The organism is Parvularcula lutaonensis, from assembly GCF_014651915.1.
Lineage (GTDB): Bacteria > Pseudomonadota > Alphaproteobacteria > Caulobacterales > Parvularculaceae > Parvularcula > Parvularcula lutaonensis.
The window spans coordinates 808,707-828,406 of sequence record NZ_BMXU01000001.1 but is presented as its reverse complement, the minus strand read 5'-3'; the positions used below and the strand labels follow the sequence as shown (position 1 = coordinate 828,406).

The following is a 19,700-nucleotide window of genomic DNA, read 5'->3' as shown; positions in this document are numbered from 1 at the left end:
GGATGACAGAGACCGCCAAGCTCCCCGACAGCGGTCCCATTGCCTATCTTGGCCCGGCACTCGAGGAGAGCGCCCTGGCCGCGCTGAAGATGCGCGGTTTCGAACTCGATGTCCTGAACACGGATAGCCCCGCACAGGAGCTGCCAGCAGGGGCGACGGCGTTCGTCCATGGCCTTGGCCTCGAGCACCCCGTTAGTGCAGCACTGCAGCGCGAGGCAGTGGGCAAGAACCTGCCTGTTTTCACGGACCTCGCCTTTCTCGGCGCGGTCGCCCAGCACCTGCCGGTCCCCGATGCCCGGCGCGTGCTGATTACCGGATCTGCGGGCAAGTCCACGACCGCTGCGCTCCTTGCGCGCATCCTCGCCCAGGGCGGACAGGACTGTGCCCAGGTGAGTGCGGAGAGCGGTTTTCTCAATGCCATGGCGAAGCGGGCGGAGAACCTCATCATCCGCGTCCGTCCCTCGGCGGTGCGCTATATGGAGGATTTCGCCGCAGGCGTCGGCGTCGTCCTCAACCTCACCGAAGAGCAGGGTGGCCCTGTCTCGCCGAAGACGAAGGAAAGCTGTGTCCGTCTCCTGACGGCCGCGCGCCTCGGCGTGCTGGGCGCCGATGACAGCGGTGCGCAGGCGCTTCTCATGGCCCTGCGCAGGCAAAGCGCTTCCTCGGCACGGGAGATCATCCCGATCTCTGGCGGCTCGACCCTCTCCGACGGCTACTTCGCCATCGACCGGGTCGTCTATTCCGTGCGCAACGGCCGGACCCGGCGGATCGCCAGCTATGCCGAAAGTGCGGTGCTGCTGGGTGACCATTTCGCCCAGGACGCCGCCGCTGCCTGCGCCGTCGCGGGACATTTCGGGGTCACGGACGACCAGATTGCCGAGGGACTTGCTGCCTATCGCGGGCTTCAGGGCCGCTTTGACTGCATCGGTACCGAAGGCCGCGTGGTCTTTGTCGATGACCGCTTCGCCCGCTGTGCGGCATCGACGAAGGCGGCCATCGACGCCTGCCCCGAGGTCTTCTGGGTGGGCCACCGGATGGGCGATGTCTCGAAGAAGACCCGCGCGGCCATGCGCGGTGCGTTCTATGTCACCGCGCCCGATGGCTTCGGCCCGCCCGTGGATAATGTCGTGACGTTCAAGGACGCGGAGGACGCGACCTCGGCCGCGCTGCGGGCTGCTGCCGATCTCATCCGCCGCCAGCCGGGGGCGACACCGGTGATCCTCTTCTCTCCGGGGGCGGATGGCTTCGACCGGCAGGGCGAGCTTTTCCGGCTCAAGGCGCTCAGCTATCTGAGCGATCACGGACGCAAGCATGGTTGAAGCGGTTCTCACCCGGCTCGAGGCGAGCGCGGCCCGTGTCAGGGCGGGCCAGCTCGCCGGCTTCGACATGGCGCTGGTCTACGCCTTCGCTCTGCTTGCGCTTACAGGACTCGTCCTGAGCTTCGCCGCCGGCCCAGTGGCCGCAGCGAGGATCGGCATCACCGAGCCGTTCCACTTCACGGAGCGGCACGTCATCTTTCTTGGTGCGACCCTCATCATTGCGTCGGGGACCGCGTTCCTGAGCCCGCTGCAGGCTCGGCGTCTCGGTATCATCGCCGCTGCCTGTGCGCTTCTGACGATCATTCTGATCCTGATCGCCGGTCCCGAGATCAAGGGTGCCAAGCGCTGGCTCTATCTCGGCGGGTTCAGCTTCCAGCCGTCGGAATTCCTCAAACCGGGCTTCATCTGTGCCGCAGCGTGGTTCCTCTCGGCGAAGCCTGACGACAATTTCCCCGGCGCGGTCGCTTGCCTGACGCTCTACGGCCTGTCCTCGGCGCTCCTTCTTCTCCAGCCTGATTACGGCCAGTGGCTCCTCCTCACGGGCATCTGGATCGTCATGTTCTTCGTGGCGGGGTGGAGCACGAGCTGGCTTGTGGGCCTCGGCGCTGCAACCGCGGGGGCGCTGGGCCTCGGCTACCTGACCCGGGGGCACGTCAGGGCCAGGATCGACCGCTTCCTCGACCCGAGCTCAGGCGATGCCTACCAGACCCAGAAGGCCTCCGAAGCGATCAGCTCCGGCGGGGTGTTCGGCCATGACCTGCATGAGGCGCCCGGCGTCAAGGCGTCGCTGCCCGATGCGCATACGGATTTCGTCTTCGCCGTCGCGGTGGAGGAGTTCGGGCTCCTCATCGGGCTCTTCATCCTCGCTCTTTTCGCGATCATAGCGATCCGCGGCCTGACGGCAGCGCTGTCGACGGAGGATGTCTTCCGCCGCACCGCGATCGCCGGCCTGACCGCCTCGCTATGCCTGCAGGCAATGATCAACATCGGCGTCAATGTCGGCTTGCTGCCAGCGAAGGGTATGACCCTGCCACTCATCAGCTATGGCGGGACGTCGATGATGGCCACCGGCTTCACCCTCGGCCTGCTCCTCGTCTTCACGCGAAGGAAGCGGACGTGAGGATCGCCCTCGCAGCAGGCGGCACGGGTGGGCACATGTTCCCCGCCCAATCCCTCGCGGAAGAGGCGCAGGCTCGGGGCTGGGAGGTCATGCTCCTGACCGACGCCCGCGGAGACCGCTATACGGACAGCTTTCCCTGCGAGCGGAAAGTGCTCCTCAAGGCAGCCAGCCCCTCGGCGCGGGGCATCTTCGCCAAGGCATCGGCGGTGCTCGCCCTGCTGGGGGGCATCTCCACCGCTTCGAAGGCGCTGAAAGCGTTCGGCGCTGACGCGGTGATTGGCTTTGGCGGCTACCCCTCGGCGCCCTCCATGCTTGCGGCCCAGCGGGCAGGCATCGCGACGGGGATCCACGAACAGAACGCCGTCCTCGGACGCGCGAACAGGCTCGCAGCGGGGAAAGCGGGTTTCGTCGCCCACGGCTTCCCCGTGCTGGACAGGGTGCCGAAGCGCACGGCTCGGCTGAAGGAGACGGGGAACCCGGTCCGGCGGGCGGTGCTTGATGTGGCGAACACCCCCTTCAGCCCGCCGGGGACCGGGCCGCTCAACCTCCTCATCTTTGGCGGAAGCCAAGGCGCCTCGCTCTTCGCGAAGGTCTTCGCGCCTGCGCTCGCAGCCCTGCCCGAGGACCTGCGCCTCCGCCTCAAGGTGACCCATCAGGTCAGCGACGAGGGCAGGGCCGAGGTCTTCGAGACCTACCGCAAGGCCGGGATCGAGGCGGAAACTGCCAGCTTCTTCAATGACCTGCCCCAGCGCATCGCCGACAGCCACCTGGTCATCGCCCGTTCCGGCGCGTCTTCGGTGTCAGAACTTTCGGTGATCGGCAGGCCTTCGCTGCTGGTCCCGCTCAAGATCGCCATGGACGACCACCAGCGGATCAACGCGCAGGTGTTGACCGATGTCGAGGCAGCCGGGCTGATCCTCGAAGATGATCTCACGCCGGAGACGGCACAAAAGGCGCTTCTTACCCTCTTGTCAGACAGCGCTCGTTTGACGCGGATGGCTGAGGCGGCAAAAGGCCGAATGGCGGAAGGCGCGGCTGGCGCGCTTGCCGACCTGACCGAGGAGCTTGTCGCCGGCAGGCTCCCGGCCTGAGCTGCAGACGACGAGGCTTGTTTTGACTGACCGCGATATCTCCATCCGCCTGCCGTTCCCCGTTGGCCGCATCCATTTCGTCGGCATCGGCGGTATCGGCATGTCGGGCATCGCCCGGATCATGCACAATCTCGGCTATGAGGTCTCGGGCTCGGACATCGCCGAGAGCGACATCATCGAGCGCCTGCGGGAGAAGGGGATTGAGGTGAAGATCGGCCACGACGCGGCCCATGTCGAAGGCGCCGCGGCCGTCGTCATCTCCACCGCGATCCGCCAGTCGAACCCCGAAGTCGCCGAAGCGAGGGCACAGCACATCCCCGTCGTCCGCCGTGCCGACATGCTGGCCGAGCTGATGCGTCTCAAATGGAATGTCTGCGTCGCGGGCACCCACGGCAAGACGACGACTACGTCGATGATCGCGGCCCTGATGGATGCAGGCTCGCTCGACCCGACCGTCATCAATGGCGGGGTCATCAACGCCTATGGCGCGAACTCACGCTCCGGCGATGGCGACTGGATGGTCGTCGAGGCCGATGAGAGCGACGGCACCTTCGTCCGCCTGCCGACGACCGTCAGTGTCATCACGAACATGGATCCAGAGCACCTCGACCACTGGGGCAGTTTCGACAACCTGCGCGCGGCGTTTGACCAGTTCATCGAGAACACGCCCTTCTATGGCTTCGGCGTTGTCTGCCTCGATCACCCGGAGGTGCAGGCCCTTGTCGGGCGGATCACCGACCGCCGTATCGTGACCTATGGCCTGAATCCGCAGGCCGATGTCCGTGCCGAGAACATCCGTGTCGAGGACGGTGTGCAAGTCTTCGACATCCATTTCCGTGAGCGGGCGCAGACCCGTCACAGGCTGGAAGGCATCCGCCTGCCCATGCCCGGCGAGCATAACCTCCAGAACGCGATCGCCGCCGCCATCGTCGCGCGAGAGCTTGGCTGTTCGGACGAGAAGATCATCGACGGTTTCGCGAGGTTTGGCGGCGTGAAGCGTCGCTTCACCGAGACGGGCACATGGAGGGGTGTGCGGATCATCGACGACTATGGCCACCACCCGGTGGAGATCAACGCGACGCTGAAAGCCGCGCGCGGCGTTACCGGGGGGCGGGTGATCGCCGTGATCCAGCCGCACCGTTATTCGCGTCTTTCCAATCTCTTCGACAGCTTTACTACCTGCGCCAACGAGGCGGACACAGTCTTCATCGCGCCGGTCTATGCCGCGGGTGAGGCACCCATCGACGGCGCGTCCGCCGATAGCCTTGCCAATGGCATGACCCAGGCAGGCCACCGCGACGTTCGTGTACTGACGGACATCAAGGACATGCCCCAAGCGATAGCCGGCGAGGCGAAAGAGGGCGATCTCGTCATCTGCCTGGGCGCCGGTGACATCACCAGGCACGCCCATGCCCTGCCGAAAGCGCTGGAGAGCCTTTGATGAACCACACGCAGCGCACGGCCCTTCTCGTCGCCGGGCTCGTCGCCATCAACGCCGTCCTCGCGCTCGTCACGCCGCTCCTTGAAGGCGCGGTGCAGTGGATCGTCCTTGGGCTGATGCTTACGCTGACACTTTATGCGTTCCGGTTGCTGCAAAAACTCCGTGAGGGTCGCGGAAAATGACCGTGCGCCTGATGAAGAACGCGCCGCTGGCGCCTTACACATGGCTTCGTGTCGGTGGGCCCGCGGACAGGCTGTATCTTCCCAATTCGGAAGAAGACCTCGCAGGGATCCTGCGCGAGCTACCTGATAAGGAGCCTCTGACAATTGTTGGCGTGGGTTCGAACCTCATCGTCAGGGATGGCGGGATCGAAGGCACGGTCATCCGCCTCGGCCCGGGCTTCGGCAAGGTTTCCGTGGACGGATCGAAGGTCACGGCCGGTGCTGCAGCACTCGATGCCAAGGTCGCGAAGGAAGCGGCGAAGGCAGGGCTTGCGGGCCTCACTTTCTATGTCGGCATACCGGGTACCATCGGTGGCGCGATGAAGATGAACGCCGGCGCCTATGGCGGCGAGACGAAAGATCATTTCGTCAGCGGGCGCGCCATCGACCGAAAGGGCCGCATCGTGACGCTGACGGCGGAGGACATGAACTTCCGCTACCGCCATTCAGACGTGCCCGACGATCTCGTCCTCATCGAGGCGACCTACGAAGCCCGGAAGGGTATCGCCGAGGAAGAACTGGCCAAGATCGACGAGATCATGGCCAAGCGCGAAGCGACCCAGCCGATCCGTGAGAAAACGGGCGGCTCGACCTTCAAGAACCCTGACCCTGGCGTGTCGGGCGGCCGCTCGGCATGGCAGTCAGTGGACGCCGTTGGCGGGCGCGGCCGCGTCGTCGGCGATGCGATGATGTCGGAGCTTCACGCCAACTTTATGATCAATCGCGGAAAAGCGACCGCTGCAGACCTCGAATCCCTGGGCGAAAGCATCAGGTCAGATGTCCGTGCTCAGCTCGGCTATGAGCTCGAATGGGAAATCAAGCGCCTCGGGAGGCCCGCATGACCAAGAAAGTCCTTGTGCTGATGGGTGGCTTCTCTTCGGAGAAAGGGGTCAGCCTCGTCTCAGGCAAGACGGCGTATGAAGCGCTGAAAACGGCTGGTTACGAGGTCGAAGCCGTCGACGTGACCCGCGAGGTGGATCGTCAGATCAGGAACAGCTTCGGCGGGCAGGGGCCTGACGTCGTTTTCAACGCGCTGCATGGTCCCTTCGGCGAGGACGGCACGGTGCAGGGTATGCTGGAAATGATGGGCATTCCCTACACCCATTCCGGCTGCCTGACCTCAGCGCTGTGCATGGACAAGGACAAGACCAAGGAGATCCTCGACGCCGCTGGCCTGCGCGTGCCTCAAGGCCGGGTGGTGCGCACGGATGAGTTGGTCGGGAAGCACCCCATGCCTGTGCCCTATGTCCTGAAGCCGGTGGCCGAGGGCTCGACCTTCGGTGTGGTGATTGTCCGTGAGGAGAGCGAACCCGCGCCGCGGCCAGATCTTCTCATGGATGAGGTCTATCACGGCCGTGCCATCATCGAGACCTATATTCCCGGCCATGAGCTGACTGTGGCACTCAAAGGCGACGAGCCCCTCGCCGTAACCGAGATCAAGGCCGAGTTCTACGACTACGAGGCGAAGTACTCCTCGAACGCCGCGCCCCACGTCATTCCGGCCGAGATCCCTGGCGAGATCACCACCGAGGCCCTCATCATGGCCCAGCGCGCGGGGCAGGTCCTTGGCTGCCGCGGTCTTTCCCGGGTGGATTTCCGCTGGAACCCGGAGCTTGGGGTTAACGGCCTGTTTATCCTGGAAGTGAATACACAACCTGGGATGACACCAACTTCGCTCGCGTCGGAGCAGGCCGCGCACCGCGGGATCAGCTTCGCAGAGCTGTGCCAGTGGATGGTCGAAGACGCCTCGTGCCGAAGGTAGCTGCAAAGAAAAGCCGCAAGGCTCCTGCGAAGAAGAAAGCGGCCCCGCGCCGTCGCGTCACGCGGCGGCAGATGGGGACGATGGAGCAGATCGGCGCCAGGCTCGATCAGGGCGGCGCCGTGATGGCGACGGCCGCGCTCCAGGGCGCGTTTCTCGCGTTGATCGCAGCGGCGCTTCTCGCTTTTCTCTATACGGTGTTTTCCGGCCAGATGCGGACCATTCCTGCAAAGATCGCCGCGATGCCCGAGCAGGCGGCCCGCGGGCTTGGCCTCAACGTGATGCAGGTGACCATCAAGGGCGGCGAGAGCCTCACCACCCGCGAGGTCATGACAGCCCTCCGCGATGACAAGGCCGGAAGCATTATCGGCCGTCCGCTGCCTCTGCTCAGCGCCTCCGAGCTGCGCGATGCGATCGAGGCTCTCGGTCCGGTCAAGCACGCAGCAGTGACGAAGCTTCTTCCGAACACGATCCATATATCAGTGATCGAACGTTCTCCGAAAGCGCTCTATCAGAATGCTGACGGAGAGTTCTTCGTGATCGACGAGAGCGGCGCCATCATCCGTCCTGCAGATGTGACCCAGCATACGGAGCTCCTGACGATCTCGGGGACCGACAACCCCGGCGAGGCGACCGCTTTCATGGCGATGCTGCGCAGGCATCCGGTGCTCTTCGCCCGAACCGCCGGCATCCAGGTCGTCGGCGGACGCCGCTTCGACATCCGCTTCCGCAATGGCTTCGTGGCCAAGTTGCCCGAGGACAATGTTGCAGCCGCACTTGCCCGGCTCGACAGCCTCGAGGCAGGGACAGGCTCACTGGCAGCGACCCTTGACTACATCGACCTTCGCGATCCCGAATGGGCTTACTACAAGCCCAAGGAGAAGTGACGCGATCCCCGTGACCGGCACGCTGTTCCTGAGCGACGCACTCACCGCCTATGACGGCGGCGGTGGCGCATGGCCCACCGCGCCGAGCCTGTTCGGTCGGAAGGGGACGTTGAAGGCGTCCGCTGGCGAGATCCTGAGGGATTTCGATGCGGAGGGGCCAGTCGTCGCCTGCCTGCCGCTGAGCGCGACCAGTTGCCAGACCCTGCGCGTGCAATCGACCGTCGGACGGCAAGTCACCCAGAACGACATATCCGACGCCCTCGAGGCAGCCCTTGGCAGGGCTGGTGCGGAGGGCCGGGCCGTCGTCTCGGCCGAGCCGTCGCGCATCCTGCTCGATGGCGAGGAGGCCAAGGGGTCTGCGGTCGGCAAGGCTGCGCAGTCGCTTGAGGTCGAGGTCACGGCGTTCCTGAGTCCGCTCTCCCTCCTTGCGCAGCTCGAACGGGTGACGAAGGAAGCGGGGATGACGCTCGCCGGCGTCCTGCCGCTCGAGGAGGCCGCCGCCGCGAGCCTCAGGCTTGCGAATGAGGTAAGCCTGCCGGTTATCCTCGTCGATCGCTGGCATACCAAGATCATCGCCTTCCGGGACGAGGCACCCTCGCGTTCCTCGGTCTTCCGGGTCGGGGCGGGACATATCGAAGCCGATCTCGCCGTGACCTTCGGGATCCCCGATGACGAGGCCGCGAAGCTTGCGCGCCAAATGGTGCTCGGCCGGGTGCAGCAGGGCCGGGAGGAAGCCTCCCTCGTCGCTGTCGCACGCCTCGAGGAGCTCGCGCAAAGGACAGCGACAATCGCCAAGGCGGCAGGGATCGATGCATCGCGGGTGATCCTGCTCGGATTGCCTATCGCGCCGCCGGTGGAAGAGGCGTTCCATGCACAAGGAATAGCGGTTCAGGGTCCCGGTCTCGCCCTCGAAAAGACCGATCCTGCAATCCTCGCCTTTGCCAAGGGCGCGTCGATGCTGGCCGCGGGCGCGATCCCCCGGACGGCAGCGACAGCGCTCCACCTGTCAAAACCCAGAGAGAAGAGCGGTGTTCTCGCCTGGCTCCGGCGGAACTTCTAGGAGCTTTGCCCGCTTCGCCCTACATGGCCGCCATGTCCGATTGGCCGAAACACCTGCCCGCACAACCCCAGCTCGGTGACGAGCTTCCGAAGCCGGAGCTGAAGGAAGAGACCCTTCGCTACCTTGCGCTGCGCCGCTCCCTGACAGCCGCGCAGCTCGGGGAGCCGGGGCCGTCGCCGGAAGAGCGTGACGCGCTCCTCGCCATGGCTGCTCGCGTGCCGGACCACCGCCGCGTGCACCCTTTCAGGTTCCTCGTGTTTGAGGGCGAGGCGCGCAGGGCGTTCGGGGACGTTCTGGTCCAGGCATTCCAGCAGCAGAAAGGAGAAGCCACGGACGAGGCGTTGGAGATCGAGCGGAGCCGCTTCGAACGCGCGCCTCTGGTGGTCGCGGTTATCAGCAAGGTCGATATCGCCCACAAGACACCTGAATGGGAGCAGATCCTGACTGCCGGAGCCGTAGCGCAGAATCTCCTTATCGCTGCCGGGGCTGCCGGATATGGCGCCCAGTGGCTGACGGAGTGGTACGCCTATGACGATCATGTCCGCAGCGCACTTGGCCTTGCCGACCACGAACGCGTGGTGGGCTTCCTCTATATCGGGACAGCGACCGAAGCGCCGAAGGAGCGCCCGCGGATCGAGGCGTCAGCCCTTACGGATTATTGGACTGCTCCTCGGCACCGAGATTGAGGACCCGGAAGGTGACGGCAGTGTATTGATAGCCCGTGACTAGGGTGAGGAGCGCAGAGGCCCAGAACAGGCCGTAGCCGATCACCGAGTCGCCCAGCGTCAGAATGAAGAGCGAAAGTAGCTGCGTTGCCGTCTTTGCCTTGGCGAGGTTCGAGACAGGAAGCTCGCCGCCGCCTGCGATCAGGCCTTCACGCAGGCCAGAGACCCAAAGCTCGCGCATGGCGATGATGATCACCGCCGCCAGCATCCAGCCGGACAGCGTCCCCATGGCGACCAGCACGATCAGCGCCGTGATGGTCAACATCTTGTCCGCGATCGGGTCGAGGACCTTGCCAAGGGCTGTCTCCTCCTTCATCCGCCGCGCTGCATAGCCGTCGAGGAGGTCGGTGGCCGCTGCAATGGCGAAGAGGATGCCTGCAACGAGGCGTTCCCCGGACAGCGCGAGCGCCGCGTAAGGGAGCACCAGGCCGGCGCGGAGGAGGGTCAGCCTGTTGGCAAGCGTCATCACGTCTCCTCTTCCTGACGGGCGAGCCATTCGCCCAGCCAGTGAATGTGGTAGTCACCGCGCTGGAACTCAGGCTCGTCCAGCAGTTCTTCGAACAGCGGGATGGTCGTTTTGATCCCGGCGAGCACGGTTTCTTCAAGCGCGCGGCGGAGACGGTTGAGCACCAGTTCGCGATTGTCCCCGAAGACGATCAGCTTCCCGATCATGGAATCGTAGAATGGCGGGATGTCGTAGCCATCATAGACCGCCGAATCGAAACGCACGCCGAGACCGCCGGGAGCATGGAACTCCTTGATCTTGCCCGGTGAGGGAACGAAAGTCTTGGGATCTTCGGCGTTGATCCGGCATTCGATCGCGTGCCCTTGGATCTTGACGTCCTCCTGCTTGAAGGACAAAGGATTGCCCGCGGCGATCGAGATCTGTTCACGGACGAGGTCGATGCCGGTCACATGCTCCGTAACCGGATGTTCAACCTGTAGGCGCGTGTTCATTTCGATGAAGAAGAACTCGCCGTTTTCATAGAGGTACTCCACCGTACCAACGCCGAGATAGCCGAGACCCTCGATCGCCTTGCGGGTGGTCTCACCGATCTCGGCCCGCTGTTCGGGCGTCAGAACCGGCGAGGGCGCCTCTTCGAGGACTTTCTGGTTCCGGCGCTGGAGAGAGCAGTCACGCTCGCCAAGGTGCACGACATTGCCGTGGCTGTCGGCGGCGATCTGGATCTCGATGTGACGCGGCGTCTTGAGGTAGCGTTCAATGTAGACCGAGCCGTCACCGAAGGCAGCTTCCGCTTCCTGGCTCGCGGCCTGGAGCTGCTGTTCGAGCTGGCTTTCGTCCTCGACCAGCTTCATGCCGCGCCCGCCGCCACCAGCCGCGGCCTTGATCAGCGCCGGATAGCCGATGGCCTTCGCCGCCTCGCGCGCTTCGTCGATGCTCGACAGCGCACCGTCCGAACCCGGAACGAGAGGGATGCCAAGCTCCCCGACGGCCTTCTTGGCGGCGATCTTGTCGCCCATGGTACGAATATGCTCCGCAGACGGACCGATGAAGGTGATGCCGTGGGCCTTCACGATCTCCGCGAAACGGGCGTTCTCCGACAGGAAGCCGTAGCCGGGATGGATCGCGTCCGCGCCTGTGATCTCCGCCGCCGACAGGATGGCAGCGATGTTCAGATAGCTGTCTTTCGCAGGCGGTGGGCCGATGCAGACACTCTCATCGGCCATGCGCACATGCATCGCCTTCGAATCGGCTGTCGAGTGGACGGCGACCGTGTTGATGCCGAGTTCGCGGCACGCGCGGTGAACGCGCAGGGCGATCTCACCGCGGTTGGCAATCAGGACTTTCTTGAACATCGGGCTCAGGCCTCGAGGATCACGAGCGGCTCGTCAAACTCCACGGGCTCCGCGTTGCGCGCCAGGATTTCGATCACCTTGCCATCACGCGGCGCCTTGATCTCGTTCATCGTCTTCATGGCTTCAACGATCAGGAGCGTCTGGCCGGCCTTCACCATGTCGCCGACGGAGATGAAGTTGTCCGCGCCCGGTGAGGGGGCGAGATAGGCCGTGCCAACCATCGGCGAACGCACCACTTCCCCTTTCGAGGCGATGGCCGCCGGCGCCTCGGGAGCGGGGGCTGCGGCCGGGGCCGCTGCAGCCGGTGCCGGTGATGCCTGCATGGGCTGGGGCGCTTCGATGAAGGTGTTCTGAGACTGACGGGCAACGCGCAGCTTCAGGCCACCGCGTTCCATTTCGACTTCCGTCAGACCCGTCTCGTTCAGCACATTCGCCAGCTCGCGAACAATCGCGAGGTCGTCGTCGAGGCCTTTCGCCATTCTTCTTATCCTTCAGTAATTCCAAGGGAGCCATCGACAAGTGCGATGGCAGCGTCAAGAGCAAGTCGATAGCTGAGCGCCCCAAAGCCAGCAATGACGCCGGTGCATGCCGGTGCAATCACCGAGCGGTGGCGAATCGCCTCGCGTTTATGGGGACTTGAGAGGTGCACTTCGATAACGGGTGCGTCGACCGTCAAAAGGGCGTCGAGCAAGGCGACGGACGTGTGGGTATAGCCCGCTGCATTGATCAGGACTGCGGCACAGGTCCTGGCCTCCTGCACCATACTGACAAGCTCGCCCTCGATGTTGGTCTGCTGGAACCGAAGGTCAAAACCCTTTGATTTCGAGTGCTTGACGCACATCGCCTCGATATCCGCGAGGGTCTGCCGACCATAGATTTCGGGCTGTCTCGTCCCCAGGAGGTTGAGATTCGGCCCATTCAGCACGGCGATCGTCTTGCTGTCACTTGAAGTGCTCATCGGGGCCTTCTAGCTGCGTTCCGTGAGCATGAGCAAAACGAATGACCACAAAGATTTGCCTATCGCGGTCACCGTGAATGGTGAAACCCGCGCAATGCCGCTTGGCACCTCGGTGGCAGACCTTCTCGCTCATCTCGGAATCGTGGGCGGCAAGGTCGCCGTCGAGCGGAACAGGGCCATCGTGGCGCGCTCGTCCTTCGACACGCAGATGCTGCAGGACGGCGATGTGATCGAAATTGTCCGCTTTGTCGGTGGAGGCTGAGATGGCTGATGGATCTTGGGAAGCACGGCGCTCCGCTGACAGTTTCACGGTGGCCGACAGGACTTTCCGGTCACGCCTGATCGTCGGCACGGGCAAATACAAGGACTACGCCGAGAATGCCGCCGCCGCTGAGGCGGCCGGCGCGGAGATCGTCACGGTTGCCGTTCGCCGCGTGAACCTTTCAAACCCGAACGAGCCGATGCTCGTCGATTATCTCAGACCGGACCGCTTCACCTTCCTGCCGAACACCGCAGGTTGTTTTACGGGGGAAGATGCTGTCCGCACCCTTCGCCTCGCGCGGGAGGCGGGCGGCTGGAACCTCGTGAAGCTCGAGGTTCTCTCGGATCCCGACACGCTCTATCCGGATATGGTCGAGACGCTCCATGCGCTCGAGCTCCTCATCGCGGACGGTTTTGACGTGATGGTCTATTGCTCCGACGATCCTGTGATGGCGCGTCGGCTCGAAGATGCCGGCGCCGCGGCGATCATGCCGCTCGGCGCACCGATTGGCTCCGGTCTCGGAATCCAGAACAGGCTCAACATCCGGCTGATTGCCGAGCAGGCGCGGGTGCCTGTCCTCGTGGATGCCGGTGTCGGGACAGCGTCGGACGCCGCCATCGCGATGGAGCTCGGGTGTGATGGTGTGCTGATGAACACGGCCATCGCCGAGGCCCGGGATCCCGTTCGCATGGCCCGAGCGATGAAGCTCGCGGTTGAAGCTGGCCGGGAAGCCTTTCTTGCAGGCCGTATGCCCGTCAGGACCTATGGCGCCGCCAGCTCTCCGACGAGCGGGTATATCAGCTAGCCAGTACGGAGAGTTCTTCGGGCGCCTGAAGACGCACGCGGCCACGCGCCGCGCTTCTGCACGCCTTGACCTGCCGCGGACTGATAATTTCTGCTCTGACAGGGCGCAGAAAAAAAGGGCGGGCCCGAAGGCCCGCCCCAAGTTTCCGGTGTGACGCGCTCTTAGAAGCGGCCAACCAAGCGGATCGTGTAGCGACGGCCAAGCTGCTCGTCGACGCCGAAGGCACCGGCGGCAAACTCTTGGCGGTTCGGCTTGCGATCCGTCAGGTTACGGATGTTGGCTTGGATCGTGTACTTGTCGTTGAACGTGTACGCGACGCCAGCGTCTTGGATCCAGCGCGGATCCAGGCTGTTGTCGATCTCGACCTGGTAGACGCCATTGTCGAGAAGGGTGAAGTCCTTCGCGTAGTAGCGGCCATCAATGGTCGAGATGTCCATGCCGTAGCGGTAACGCAGACGGTGCGTGACGCGCCAGTTTTCCCAGTCCCAAGCGGTATCGAACGTGCCGATCCATTTCGGGTCTCCGAAGTCACCAACATCATCCTGGATTTCGGAAGCCGGGGTCGCCTGGCTTTCGTTCTGGATGTTGTGCTGCATGAACCAGTTCCAGGTCAGACGACCATAGTCGCGGTCCGTCGGGATGATGTCGGCAACATCACGGGCATAGAAGATACGCGCCGTAACCGATTCAAACGACGAGAGGGCCGCGTTCGCCGGGGTTTCCGACGCCGTGATCACCTGGAAGTTCGAATCCCGCGTGAAGGTCGAACATGCCGGCTCGTTCGGGAAGTCCGTCGAGTCGTAGCAGACCGCTGCGAGATCGTCGAATTCGAGGAAGCTGATCTGCTCTTCGATTTCGAGGTTGTAGTAGTCGATCGCCATTTCCAGGCCCGGCACGAAGGACGGGGTGAACACGGCACCGATGGTGTAGGCCTTGGTTTCTTCCGGCTGCAGGTTCGGGTTACCGACTTGCTGACCGGTCGAGATGGTGGCGTTCGAGATGTTCGACACGAAGCCGGCCGGAATGCCCTCAGCCGCACAGTTGGCAGCACGGACACTCGGGTTCGGACCTTCACCGATGAAGCGGTTGTCACACGGGGCAGCACCCGAGATGAACGCTTGCGTCGACGGGTAGAACAGGTCGTTGAACGGCGGGTTCCGGAAGGACGTTGCGTAGGTCGCGCGGAACTTCAGGTAGTCCGTCGGCTCGTAAGCGAGCGAAGCCGAGTAAACCTGGCTGTCCGTGTCCGACTTCTGACCGTCCGGACCCGTCACTTCGAAGCCCTGGCTGCGATAGGCGCCAGTGAATTCGAGGTTCTGGACCAGCGGGATGTTCATGTCAGGCGAAACGATCGGGACGAGAACCTCGCCGTAGATCTCTTTCGTGACAGCTTTACCCGAGATCGGACGTGCGGTCGTCGAACGGGTGATCGGAACGATCTGACCCATGCCCGGACCGTATTCGACAACTTCACGGCGGCTTTCGACACCGATGTTGAAGCTGACGATACCAGCCGGAACTTCGAACGCTTCACCACCGAAGTTGGCGGCGTAGACGGTCTGCTCGTTCGACGATTGCGATTGCTGCGTGCCACCGTTGATGAAGGCCAGCGCCTCCGGCGATGCATTGCCGGCGCCGAACAGGTTCAGCGGCTGACAGCCATCGAGGAACGGAAGGTCTTCGTCGGTGACACCGCCGCCCGATGCTCGGCTGTTGAAGCCGGTCAGCGTGCCAGCAGCAAGGTCAGCGAACGCACCACAGATGATGTCGCCACGGTCGACCAGACCCACGGTCGGGTTCGATGCGCGGAGCACTGCGAGAGCGTCGTCAAGGTCGGTAGCAGCACCGGCGTCAACAATGCCCTGGAGCAGGTTGTCGTCAACGACACGAGCGTCGATCGCGTTGATGAAGCGACCGTCGACGATGCCGAACGTCTTCGTGGTGATGTCCGACGAGCCGTACTGACCCGAGACGTCCCAGTAGAAGTTGCGACCGCCATACTCGAACTGGCCTTCGAGGATGTTCGACACACGCCAGACGAAGGTCTCGTTGCTGTTCGCGCCTTGGCCAACGAGGTCGTTGTTGAAGCGGTTCAGCAGGAACTGCGTCACACCGTTGTCGGCGAGGACCTGACGAGCCTGAGCGCTCAGGAACGGGTTGTCGTCCCGAATGGTCAGGGCAGCCGAGGTGCCACCGAAGGCCCAGGTCTGGAATCCGCCTTGGTTGACGAGTTCTTCACCCGAGGTGTTCGCGAACAGGAAGTCCTGGCGGAACTTGACGTTGTCGGTGATGTCGTAGTTCATCGCGGCGAACGCGTTGAAGCGCTCAACAGGCGAACGGATCTGGGCAACGCTGTCGAAGAAGTCGATGCCGCAGGTGCCGCCTTGGGCGAAGAAGGCCGACGAACCCGGAGGCGTGATGCCCGGTTCGCAAGGCTGGAGTTCACCATTGTTGTCGAACTCGTAGATGTTGCCATCCGGGAACGCACCAATGCCGAACGACGGGATGACCGCAGCGGTCGACGCCGTACCACCCGGACCGAACAGCTGGACCGTCTGGTTGAAGTAGATCAGACGGATTGCGTCGTTGTTGACGCCGTCGCCGTTGATGTCGGTCGTGCCGTTGAGAAGGTTGTCGGCCTGGCCGTCGCCATCGAGGTCGAGGGCACGGTTACCGATGTTGACGTAGTTCGGGTCGTCGACGCAGAGATACTCGCGCTCGCAGAGGAACAGGCCTTCGTCACGGGTGTATTCCGCCGAGAAGGTCACGTTGCCGCGGCCGTCAGCGAAGTTGGTGCCCATGAGGGTCGAGATCTGATAGCTCGGCGCGCTGGCGTCGAACTGGTCGCCGTACTGACCACGAACTTCGAAGCCTTCGAAGTCGTCTTTCAGGATGACGTTCACGGTACCCGCGATGGCGTCCGAACCGTAGGTCGCGGCACCGGTCAGCGGAACGGTCTCGATACGGTCAACAAGGCTGACCGGGATGGTATTGAGGTCGACCTGACCGCCAGCATCGTTGAAGAACGAAGCGGCGCTGGAGGAAACCATCCGGCGGCCGTTGATCAGGGTCAGCGTACGCGCGGTGCCGAGGTCGAAGAGGTTGACCTGGTTCTGACCGGCGGTGAAGCCGTTCTGGGCGCCGTTCGGCGTCAGCGAACCGCCGAAGAGCGGCGACTGGTTCAGGACTTCGGCAACGTTGGTGAAGCCGCGGTCTTGGATTTCTTCTTCGCCGAAGGTGAAGATCGGTGCAGAAGCCTCGACTTCCGAACGACGGATACGCGAACCGGTGACGACGATGGTATCGCCCGAGTCCACATCCTCAACGGCCGGAGCGATCTCAACCGGATCGTCGCCGTCCTGTGCGTAAGCGGCACCGAGGCCCAGCGCAGCCACCGAAGTGGTGAGCGCGAGGAGAGCCTTCAGTTGCTCTGCACTGCTCATGTTAGTGGTTTTCACGTAGTTTACCCCTTTCTATCGACACCAATGTCGACCGGAGACCCTTGGGACTTGCACCCCCATGGCCACCGATTTCTTGACCGCAGATTACGGCCAATTCTTTGTATCCCGGGAGCTTTTCGGAGGTTGCACCCTGGCAGCCAGACCGATGAACAGAACCGGCTTCCGCATGCCCGCGGCCCGATTCTTTCGGTGATGGATGCCCCGCACGATGACGTGCCAGATGGAGTTCGCTACCGCCCTAATAGTCCCAGTTCCGCAAAACTTATGGACCCCGTTATATTTCTGTCAATTCGCTAACCGGCGGCAGATCGAGGGAAACCGACGCTCGCGACCCGAATTATCTCGATGATGTTTTTTTACAACATCAGAGCCACGCGCCCGCCTCATGAATTAGCATAAAATGCTCAATTGGCGCGGTTAACCATCCTCCGGTTGCAGGTACAGTGCACCTGCACCGCACTGACGGTCCGAAGACAGGCCTGCGGCGGCCTGTTGATTCGGGAGTGCTCGAGGTGTGCTTACTGGCCGCGGACGCTCTCGACCAAGGCGGCGAACTCCTCGCTCCGAAAGCCTTCGAGCACGTCGAACGTTCCGGTGTCGGGGTTCGCGACGATGAAGAACGGCGTTCCCTGAACGCCGATGGCTTGAGCGATTTCCATTGACCGGTCGACCGTAGCGTCGATGGCATCTGCCTGCTCCTTGGCGATCTTCCTGACCGTAGAGGGGCGGAGACCAGCCCGCTTGATGGCGTTGTCGATCGCTTTGTCATCAAGGACGCCACTGGCTTGGAACAGCGCCTGATGCACCTTGCGGTACGCGTCGCTGTCGAGCTTCGCGGCGGCGAGCGCAATCTCGGCCGCATCGCGGGATTCCTCGCGCAGGATGGGCAGCTCCTGGAACACCACGCGGACCCCCGGGTCGCCCTCGACCAAGGCAAGGACGTCTCCAAGAGCGCTCCGGCAGAAGCCGCAGTGATAGTCGAAGAACTCCACCACGACCAGATCGGCCTCGTCCGCTGACGCGCCTATGGCGTGACCAGCTTCGCCGCGGACCAGTTCGGAAAGGTATCCCGCCACCGACTCGCGCGTGGCGAGAGCCGCTTCGGCTTCGAGGCTCGCTCGATACGCTTCGATCGCTTCGAGGATGACTTCCGGGTTGCGCATCAGCGATTCGCGCAGGCGGCGGTCGAACTCCTCGTCGCTCATCTGCGTGGTCTGCGCTTCGGCGCCGGAAGGCGCCGATGCCCCGCATGCGGACAGGAGAACGGCGGTGAAGAGCAGGGCGGAGCGAAGGGCCATGGAATTCCTTTGGGCAGGTTCGGATGGGCTTAGCGCCGGCGAGGCTGGCGGCGTGCCTGCTGGGCGATTTCGGCCGTGGCGACGATGATGTCGAGGGCTTGCTGGTGCTCGGGCGTGCCGACCGTCAGCTTGTCCTTCGCTAGGCTTGCGAAGCGGTGCGCCGCGACCGGGTCATTGCTGTGATACTCGGCTTCGGCCTGGGCGAGGAGGGCGAGCGTGTCGTCCCCCTGGTGCGAGCGGGCACGGGCGAGAACCGCCCAGGCGAAGCCGTTGTCCCGCTCCAGACGCAGGGCCTCTTCGAGGATACCAATCGCCTCGGCGACATTCTCGTCGCGATCGGTGGCGACAAGCGCTCGGGCAAGGTTGATCTTGAGGAGCGCGTGCTGGGGGGCGAGCTCGGCCGAAGTCCGGTGCGGCGCGATCGCGTCTGCTGCCTTCCCGTGCTCGAACAGCATCTGGCCCTTGAGTTCGTAATAGTACGGGTTGTCCGGGTAATCCGCGAGCAGACGGTCAATCTCGCGCATCGCCGCTGGCAGGTCGGACGAGCGGTAATAGGCGACGGCACGGGCGTAGCGCGCGGCGTCGGACTGGTCCGTCAGCGGATACATCCGCAAGGTGACGTTCGGATCGTTGAGGAAGCCGTGGATCTTGGCCTGGATCAGGCGAAGCTTCGCGATCTCTTCGGGGCTGTCGCGCTCGTCCCAATAGGGCGAAGCTTCGGCGCGGTTGCGCAGCCGGGCGACCCGCTGGACCGCGAGGGGGTGGGTCTGGAAATAGGGCTGCGGCTGGTTCGCACGGATGAGCTGCTGGTTCTTGAGAACGTCGAAGAAGTCGAGAAGACCGCGGGCCGAGCTGCCCACCTCGTCGAGATAGGTCAGGCCCGCCTGGTCCGCCGCGCTCTCCTGGCCGCGGCTGTAGCCGAGATAGGTGTCGAGCGCCGCGGCCTGTCCGAGGCCCATGGCGGTGAGGCCGGCACCCGCAGGCGCCCCGGCAGCGAGCAGCGCTGCGCCGACCATGAGACCGAGAAGCCGCGGCTTGCTGGCCTTGGCCATTGCTTCCGCCGTCCGGGCCGAGTGGCCACCGGCGAGGTGGCCGGTTTCGTGGGCGATGACGCCTTCGACTTCGTTGGGTGTGTCGGCAAGGGTGATGAGCCCGGTATGGATACCCATCTTCAGGCCGCTCGACGCGCCGGCAAAGGCGTTCGGCGTCGGATCGCCGATCAGCAGGATCTCCACCGAACCGTCCGGCAGGCCCGCGACCTGCCAGAGCGGCTCCGACATGTCGTAGAGCCACTCTTCAATCTCGGCATCACGAAGCAGCACCTGGGCCGAAGCCTGGGCGCAGAAGAACGCCCAGCCTGCGAAAAGAAGGACGAAAGAACGCCAGCGAAACATCCACACACCCTGCATGACGAACCTTACGGTAGCGCGAAGAGCCCGCGCTTGTCCCGCTCCGACCGTGAAATTGGCGACATG

The 19,700-nt window shown here is 63.8% G+C and carries 19 protein-coding genes; 12 read left to right on the top strand and 7 right to left on the bottom strand.

Translation table 11 applies throughout. The annotated features are described in order from the left end of the window. Positions 1-2: 2 nt before the first annotated feature. From IE053_RS03895 to IE053_RS03850, 10 genes are read left to right on the top strand one after another with little or no spacing between them, the layout of a single operon-like run. Entirely contained in the window at positions 3-1,319 is a 1,317-nt protein-coding gene (locus IE053_RS03895) for a Mur ligase family protein (protein WP_189572116.1), read from the top strand. Continuing rightward, positions 1,312-2,439 (top strand): FtsW/RodA/SpoVE family cell cycle protein, encoded by a 1,128-nt coding sequence (locus tag IE053_RS03890; RefSeq protein ID WP_189572113.1) that lies wholly within the window; start codon positions 1,312-1,314, stop codon positions 2,437-2,439. The genes IE053_RS03895 and IE053_RS03890 overlap by 8 nt, the downstream gene beginning before the upstream one ends. Next, on the top strand, positions 2,436-3,530 hold the full coding sequence (locus IE053_RS03885) for a UDP-N-acetylglucosamine--N-acetylmuramyl-(pentapeptide) pyrophosphoryl-undecaprenol N-acetylglucosamine transferase (protein ID WP_189572110.1): 1,095 nt from the start codon (positions 2,436-2,438) through the stop codon (positions 3,528-3,530). The genes IE053_RS03890 and IE053_RS03885 overlap by 4 nt, the downstream gene beginning before the upstream one ends. 43 nt (positions 3,531-3,573) lie before the next feature. Further along, positions 3,574-4,971 carry a UDP-N-acetylmuramate--L-alanine ligase gene (gene murC / locus IE053_RS03880; RefSeq protein ID WP_189574705.1) on the top strand — a complete coding sequence of 466 codons (1,398 nt, stop codon included), beginning with the start codon at positions 3,574-3,576 and terminating at the stop codon, positions 4,969-4,971. Then, positions 4,971-5,153, top strand: a complete 183-nt coding sequence (locus tag IE053_RS03875; RefSeq protein ID WP_189572107.1) for a hypothetical protein — start codon at positions 4,971-4,973, stop codon at positions 5,151-5,153. The genes murC and IE053_RS03875 overlap by 1 nt, the downstream gene beginning before the upstream one ends. Continuing rightward, complete coding sequence (gene murB, locus IE053_RS03870; RefSeq protein WP_189572104.1) at positions 5,150-6,034, top strand: UDP-N-acetylmuramate dehydrogenase; 885 nt, start codon at positions 5,150-5,152, stop codon at positions 6,032-6,034. The genes IE053_RS03875 and murB overlap by 4 nt, the downstream gene beginning before the upstream one ends. After that, the gene (locus tag IE053_RS03865) at positions 6,031-6,954 is read left to right on the top strand and encodes a D-alanine--D-alanine ligase (protein ID WP_189572101.1); all 924 of its coding nucleotides are present in this window, start codon (positions 6,031-6,033) and stop codon (positions 6,952-6,954) included. The genes murB and IE053_RS03865 overlap by 4 nt, the downstream gene beginning before the upstream one ends. Further along, positions 6,942-7,838 carry a cell division protein FtsQ/DivIB gene (locus IE053_RS03860; RefSeq protein ID WP_189572098.1) on the top strand — a complete coding sequence of 299 codons (897 nt, stop codon included), beginning with the start codon at positions 6,942-6,944 and terminating at the stop codon, positions 7,836-7,838. Before IE053_RS03865 ends, IE053_RS03860 begins: the two co-directional genes overlap by 13 nt. A gap of 10 nt (positions 7,839-7,848) precedes the next feature. Continuing rightward, positions 7,849-8,898, top strand: a complete 1,050-nt coding sequence (locus IE053_RS03855; RefSeq protein ID WP_189572095.1) for a cell division protein FtsA — start codon at positions 7,849-7,851, stop codon at positions 8,896-8,898. Positions 8,899-8,930: 32 nt separating this feature from the next. After that, positions 8,931-9,584, top strand: coding sequence for a nitroreductase family protein (locus IE053_RS03850; protein WP_189572092.1), 654 nt, complete (start codon positions 8,931-8,933; stop codon positions 9,582-9,584). On the opposite strand, the gene IE053_RS03845 is transcribed toward IE053_RS03850, so the two are convergent. The 4 genes from IE053_RS03845 to IE053_RS03830 are packed head-to-tail and all read right to left on the bottom strand — an operon-like array spanning position 9,547 to position 12,399. Beyond that, positions 9,547-10,089 carry a CDP-alcohol phosphatidyltransferase family protein gene (locus IE053_RS03845; protein ID WP_189572089.1) on the bottom strand — a complete coding sequence of 181 codons (543 nt, stop codon included), beginning with the start codon at positions 10,087-10,089 and terminating at the stop codon, positions 9,547-9,549. The genes IE053_RS03850 and IE053_RS03845 overlap by 38 nt on opposite strands. Then, positions 10,089-11,441 carry an acetyl-CoA carboxylase biotin carboxylase subunit gene (gene accC / locus IE053_RS03840; protein WP_189572086.1) on the bottom strand — a complete coding sequence of 451 codons (1,353 nt, stop codon included), beginning with the start codon at positions 11,439-11,441 and terminating at the stop codon, positions 10,089-10,091. Before accC ends, IE053_RS03845 begins: the two co-directional genes overlap by 1 nt. A gap of 5 nt (positions 11,442-11,446) precedes the next feature. Continuing rightward, positions 11,447-11,920: an acetyl-CoA carboxylase biotin carboxyl carrier protein gene (accB, locus tag IE053_RS03835; protein ID WP_189572083.1), complete on the bottom strand. Its 474-nt coding sequence runs from the start codon at positions 11,918-11,920 to the stop codon at positions 11,447-11,449. Between the two features lie 5 nt (positions 11,921-11,925). Further along, a complete protein-coding gene (locus IE053_RS03830) occupies positions 11,926-12,399 on the bottom strand; it encodes a type II 3-dehydroquinate dehydratase (protein WP_189572080.1) in 474 nt (157 codons plus the stop codon). 28 nt (positions 12,400-12,427) lie between these two features. Here IE053_RS03830 and thiS point away from each other — a divergent pair, with 28 nt between their 5' ends. Together thiS and IE053_RS03820 are read left to right on the top strand one after the other, a co-directional pair. Continuing rightward, on the top strand, positions 12,428-12,661 hold the full coding sequence (gene thiS / locus IE053_RS03825) for a sulfur carrier protein ThiS (RefSeq protein WP_189574704.1): 234 nt from the start codon (positions 12,428-12,430) through the stop codon (positions 12,659-12,661). A 1-nt stretch (position 12,662) separates the two neighbouring features. Further along, a complete protein-coding gene (locus tag IE053_RS03820; protein ID WP_189572077.1) occupies positions 12,663-13,466 on the top strand; it encodes a thiazole synthase in 804 nt (267 codons plus the stop codon). A gap of 161 nt (positions 13,467-13,627) precedes the next feature. Here IE053_RS03820 and IE053_RS03815 read toward each other — a convergent pair whose 3' ends face one another. The 3 genes from IE053_RS03815 to IE053_RS03805 all read right to left on the bottom strand — a co-directional run bounded on the left by IE053_RS03815 (position 13,628) and on the right by IE053_RS03805 (position 19,619). Further along, positions 13,628-16,909, bottom strand: coding sequence for a TonB-dependent receptor domain-containing protein (locus IE053_RS03815; RefSeq protein ID WP_189572074.1), 3,282 nt, complete (start codon positions 16,907-16,909; stop codon positions 13,628-13,630). 536 nt (positions 16,910-17,445) lie between these two features. Next, positions 17,446-18,225, bottom strand: coding sequence for a DsbA family protein (locus IE053_RS03810; protein ID WP_189572071.1), 780 nt, complete (start codon positions 18,223-18,225; stop codon positions 17,446-17,448). Between the two features lie 29 nt (positions 18,226-18,254). Beyond that, positions 18,255-19,619: a M48 family metalloprotease gene (locus IE053_RS03805; RefSeq protein ID WP_189572056.1), complete on the bottom strand. Its 1,365-nt coding sequence runs from the start codon at positions 19,617-19,619 to the stop codon at positions 18,255-18,257. Positions 19,620-19,700 lie beyond the last annotated feature (81 nt).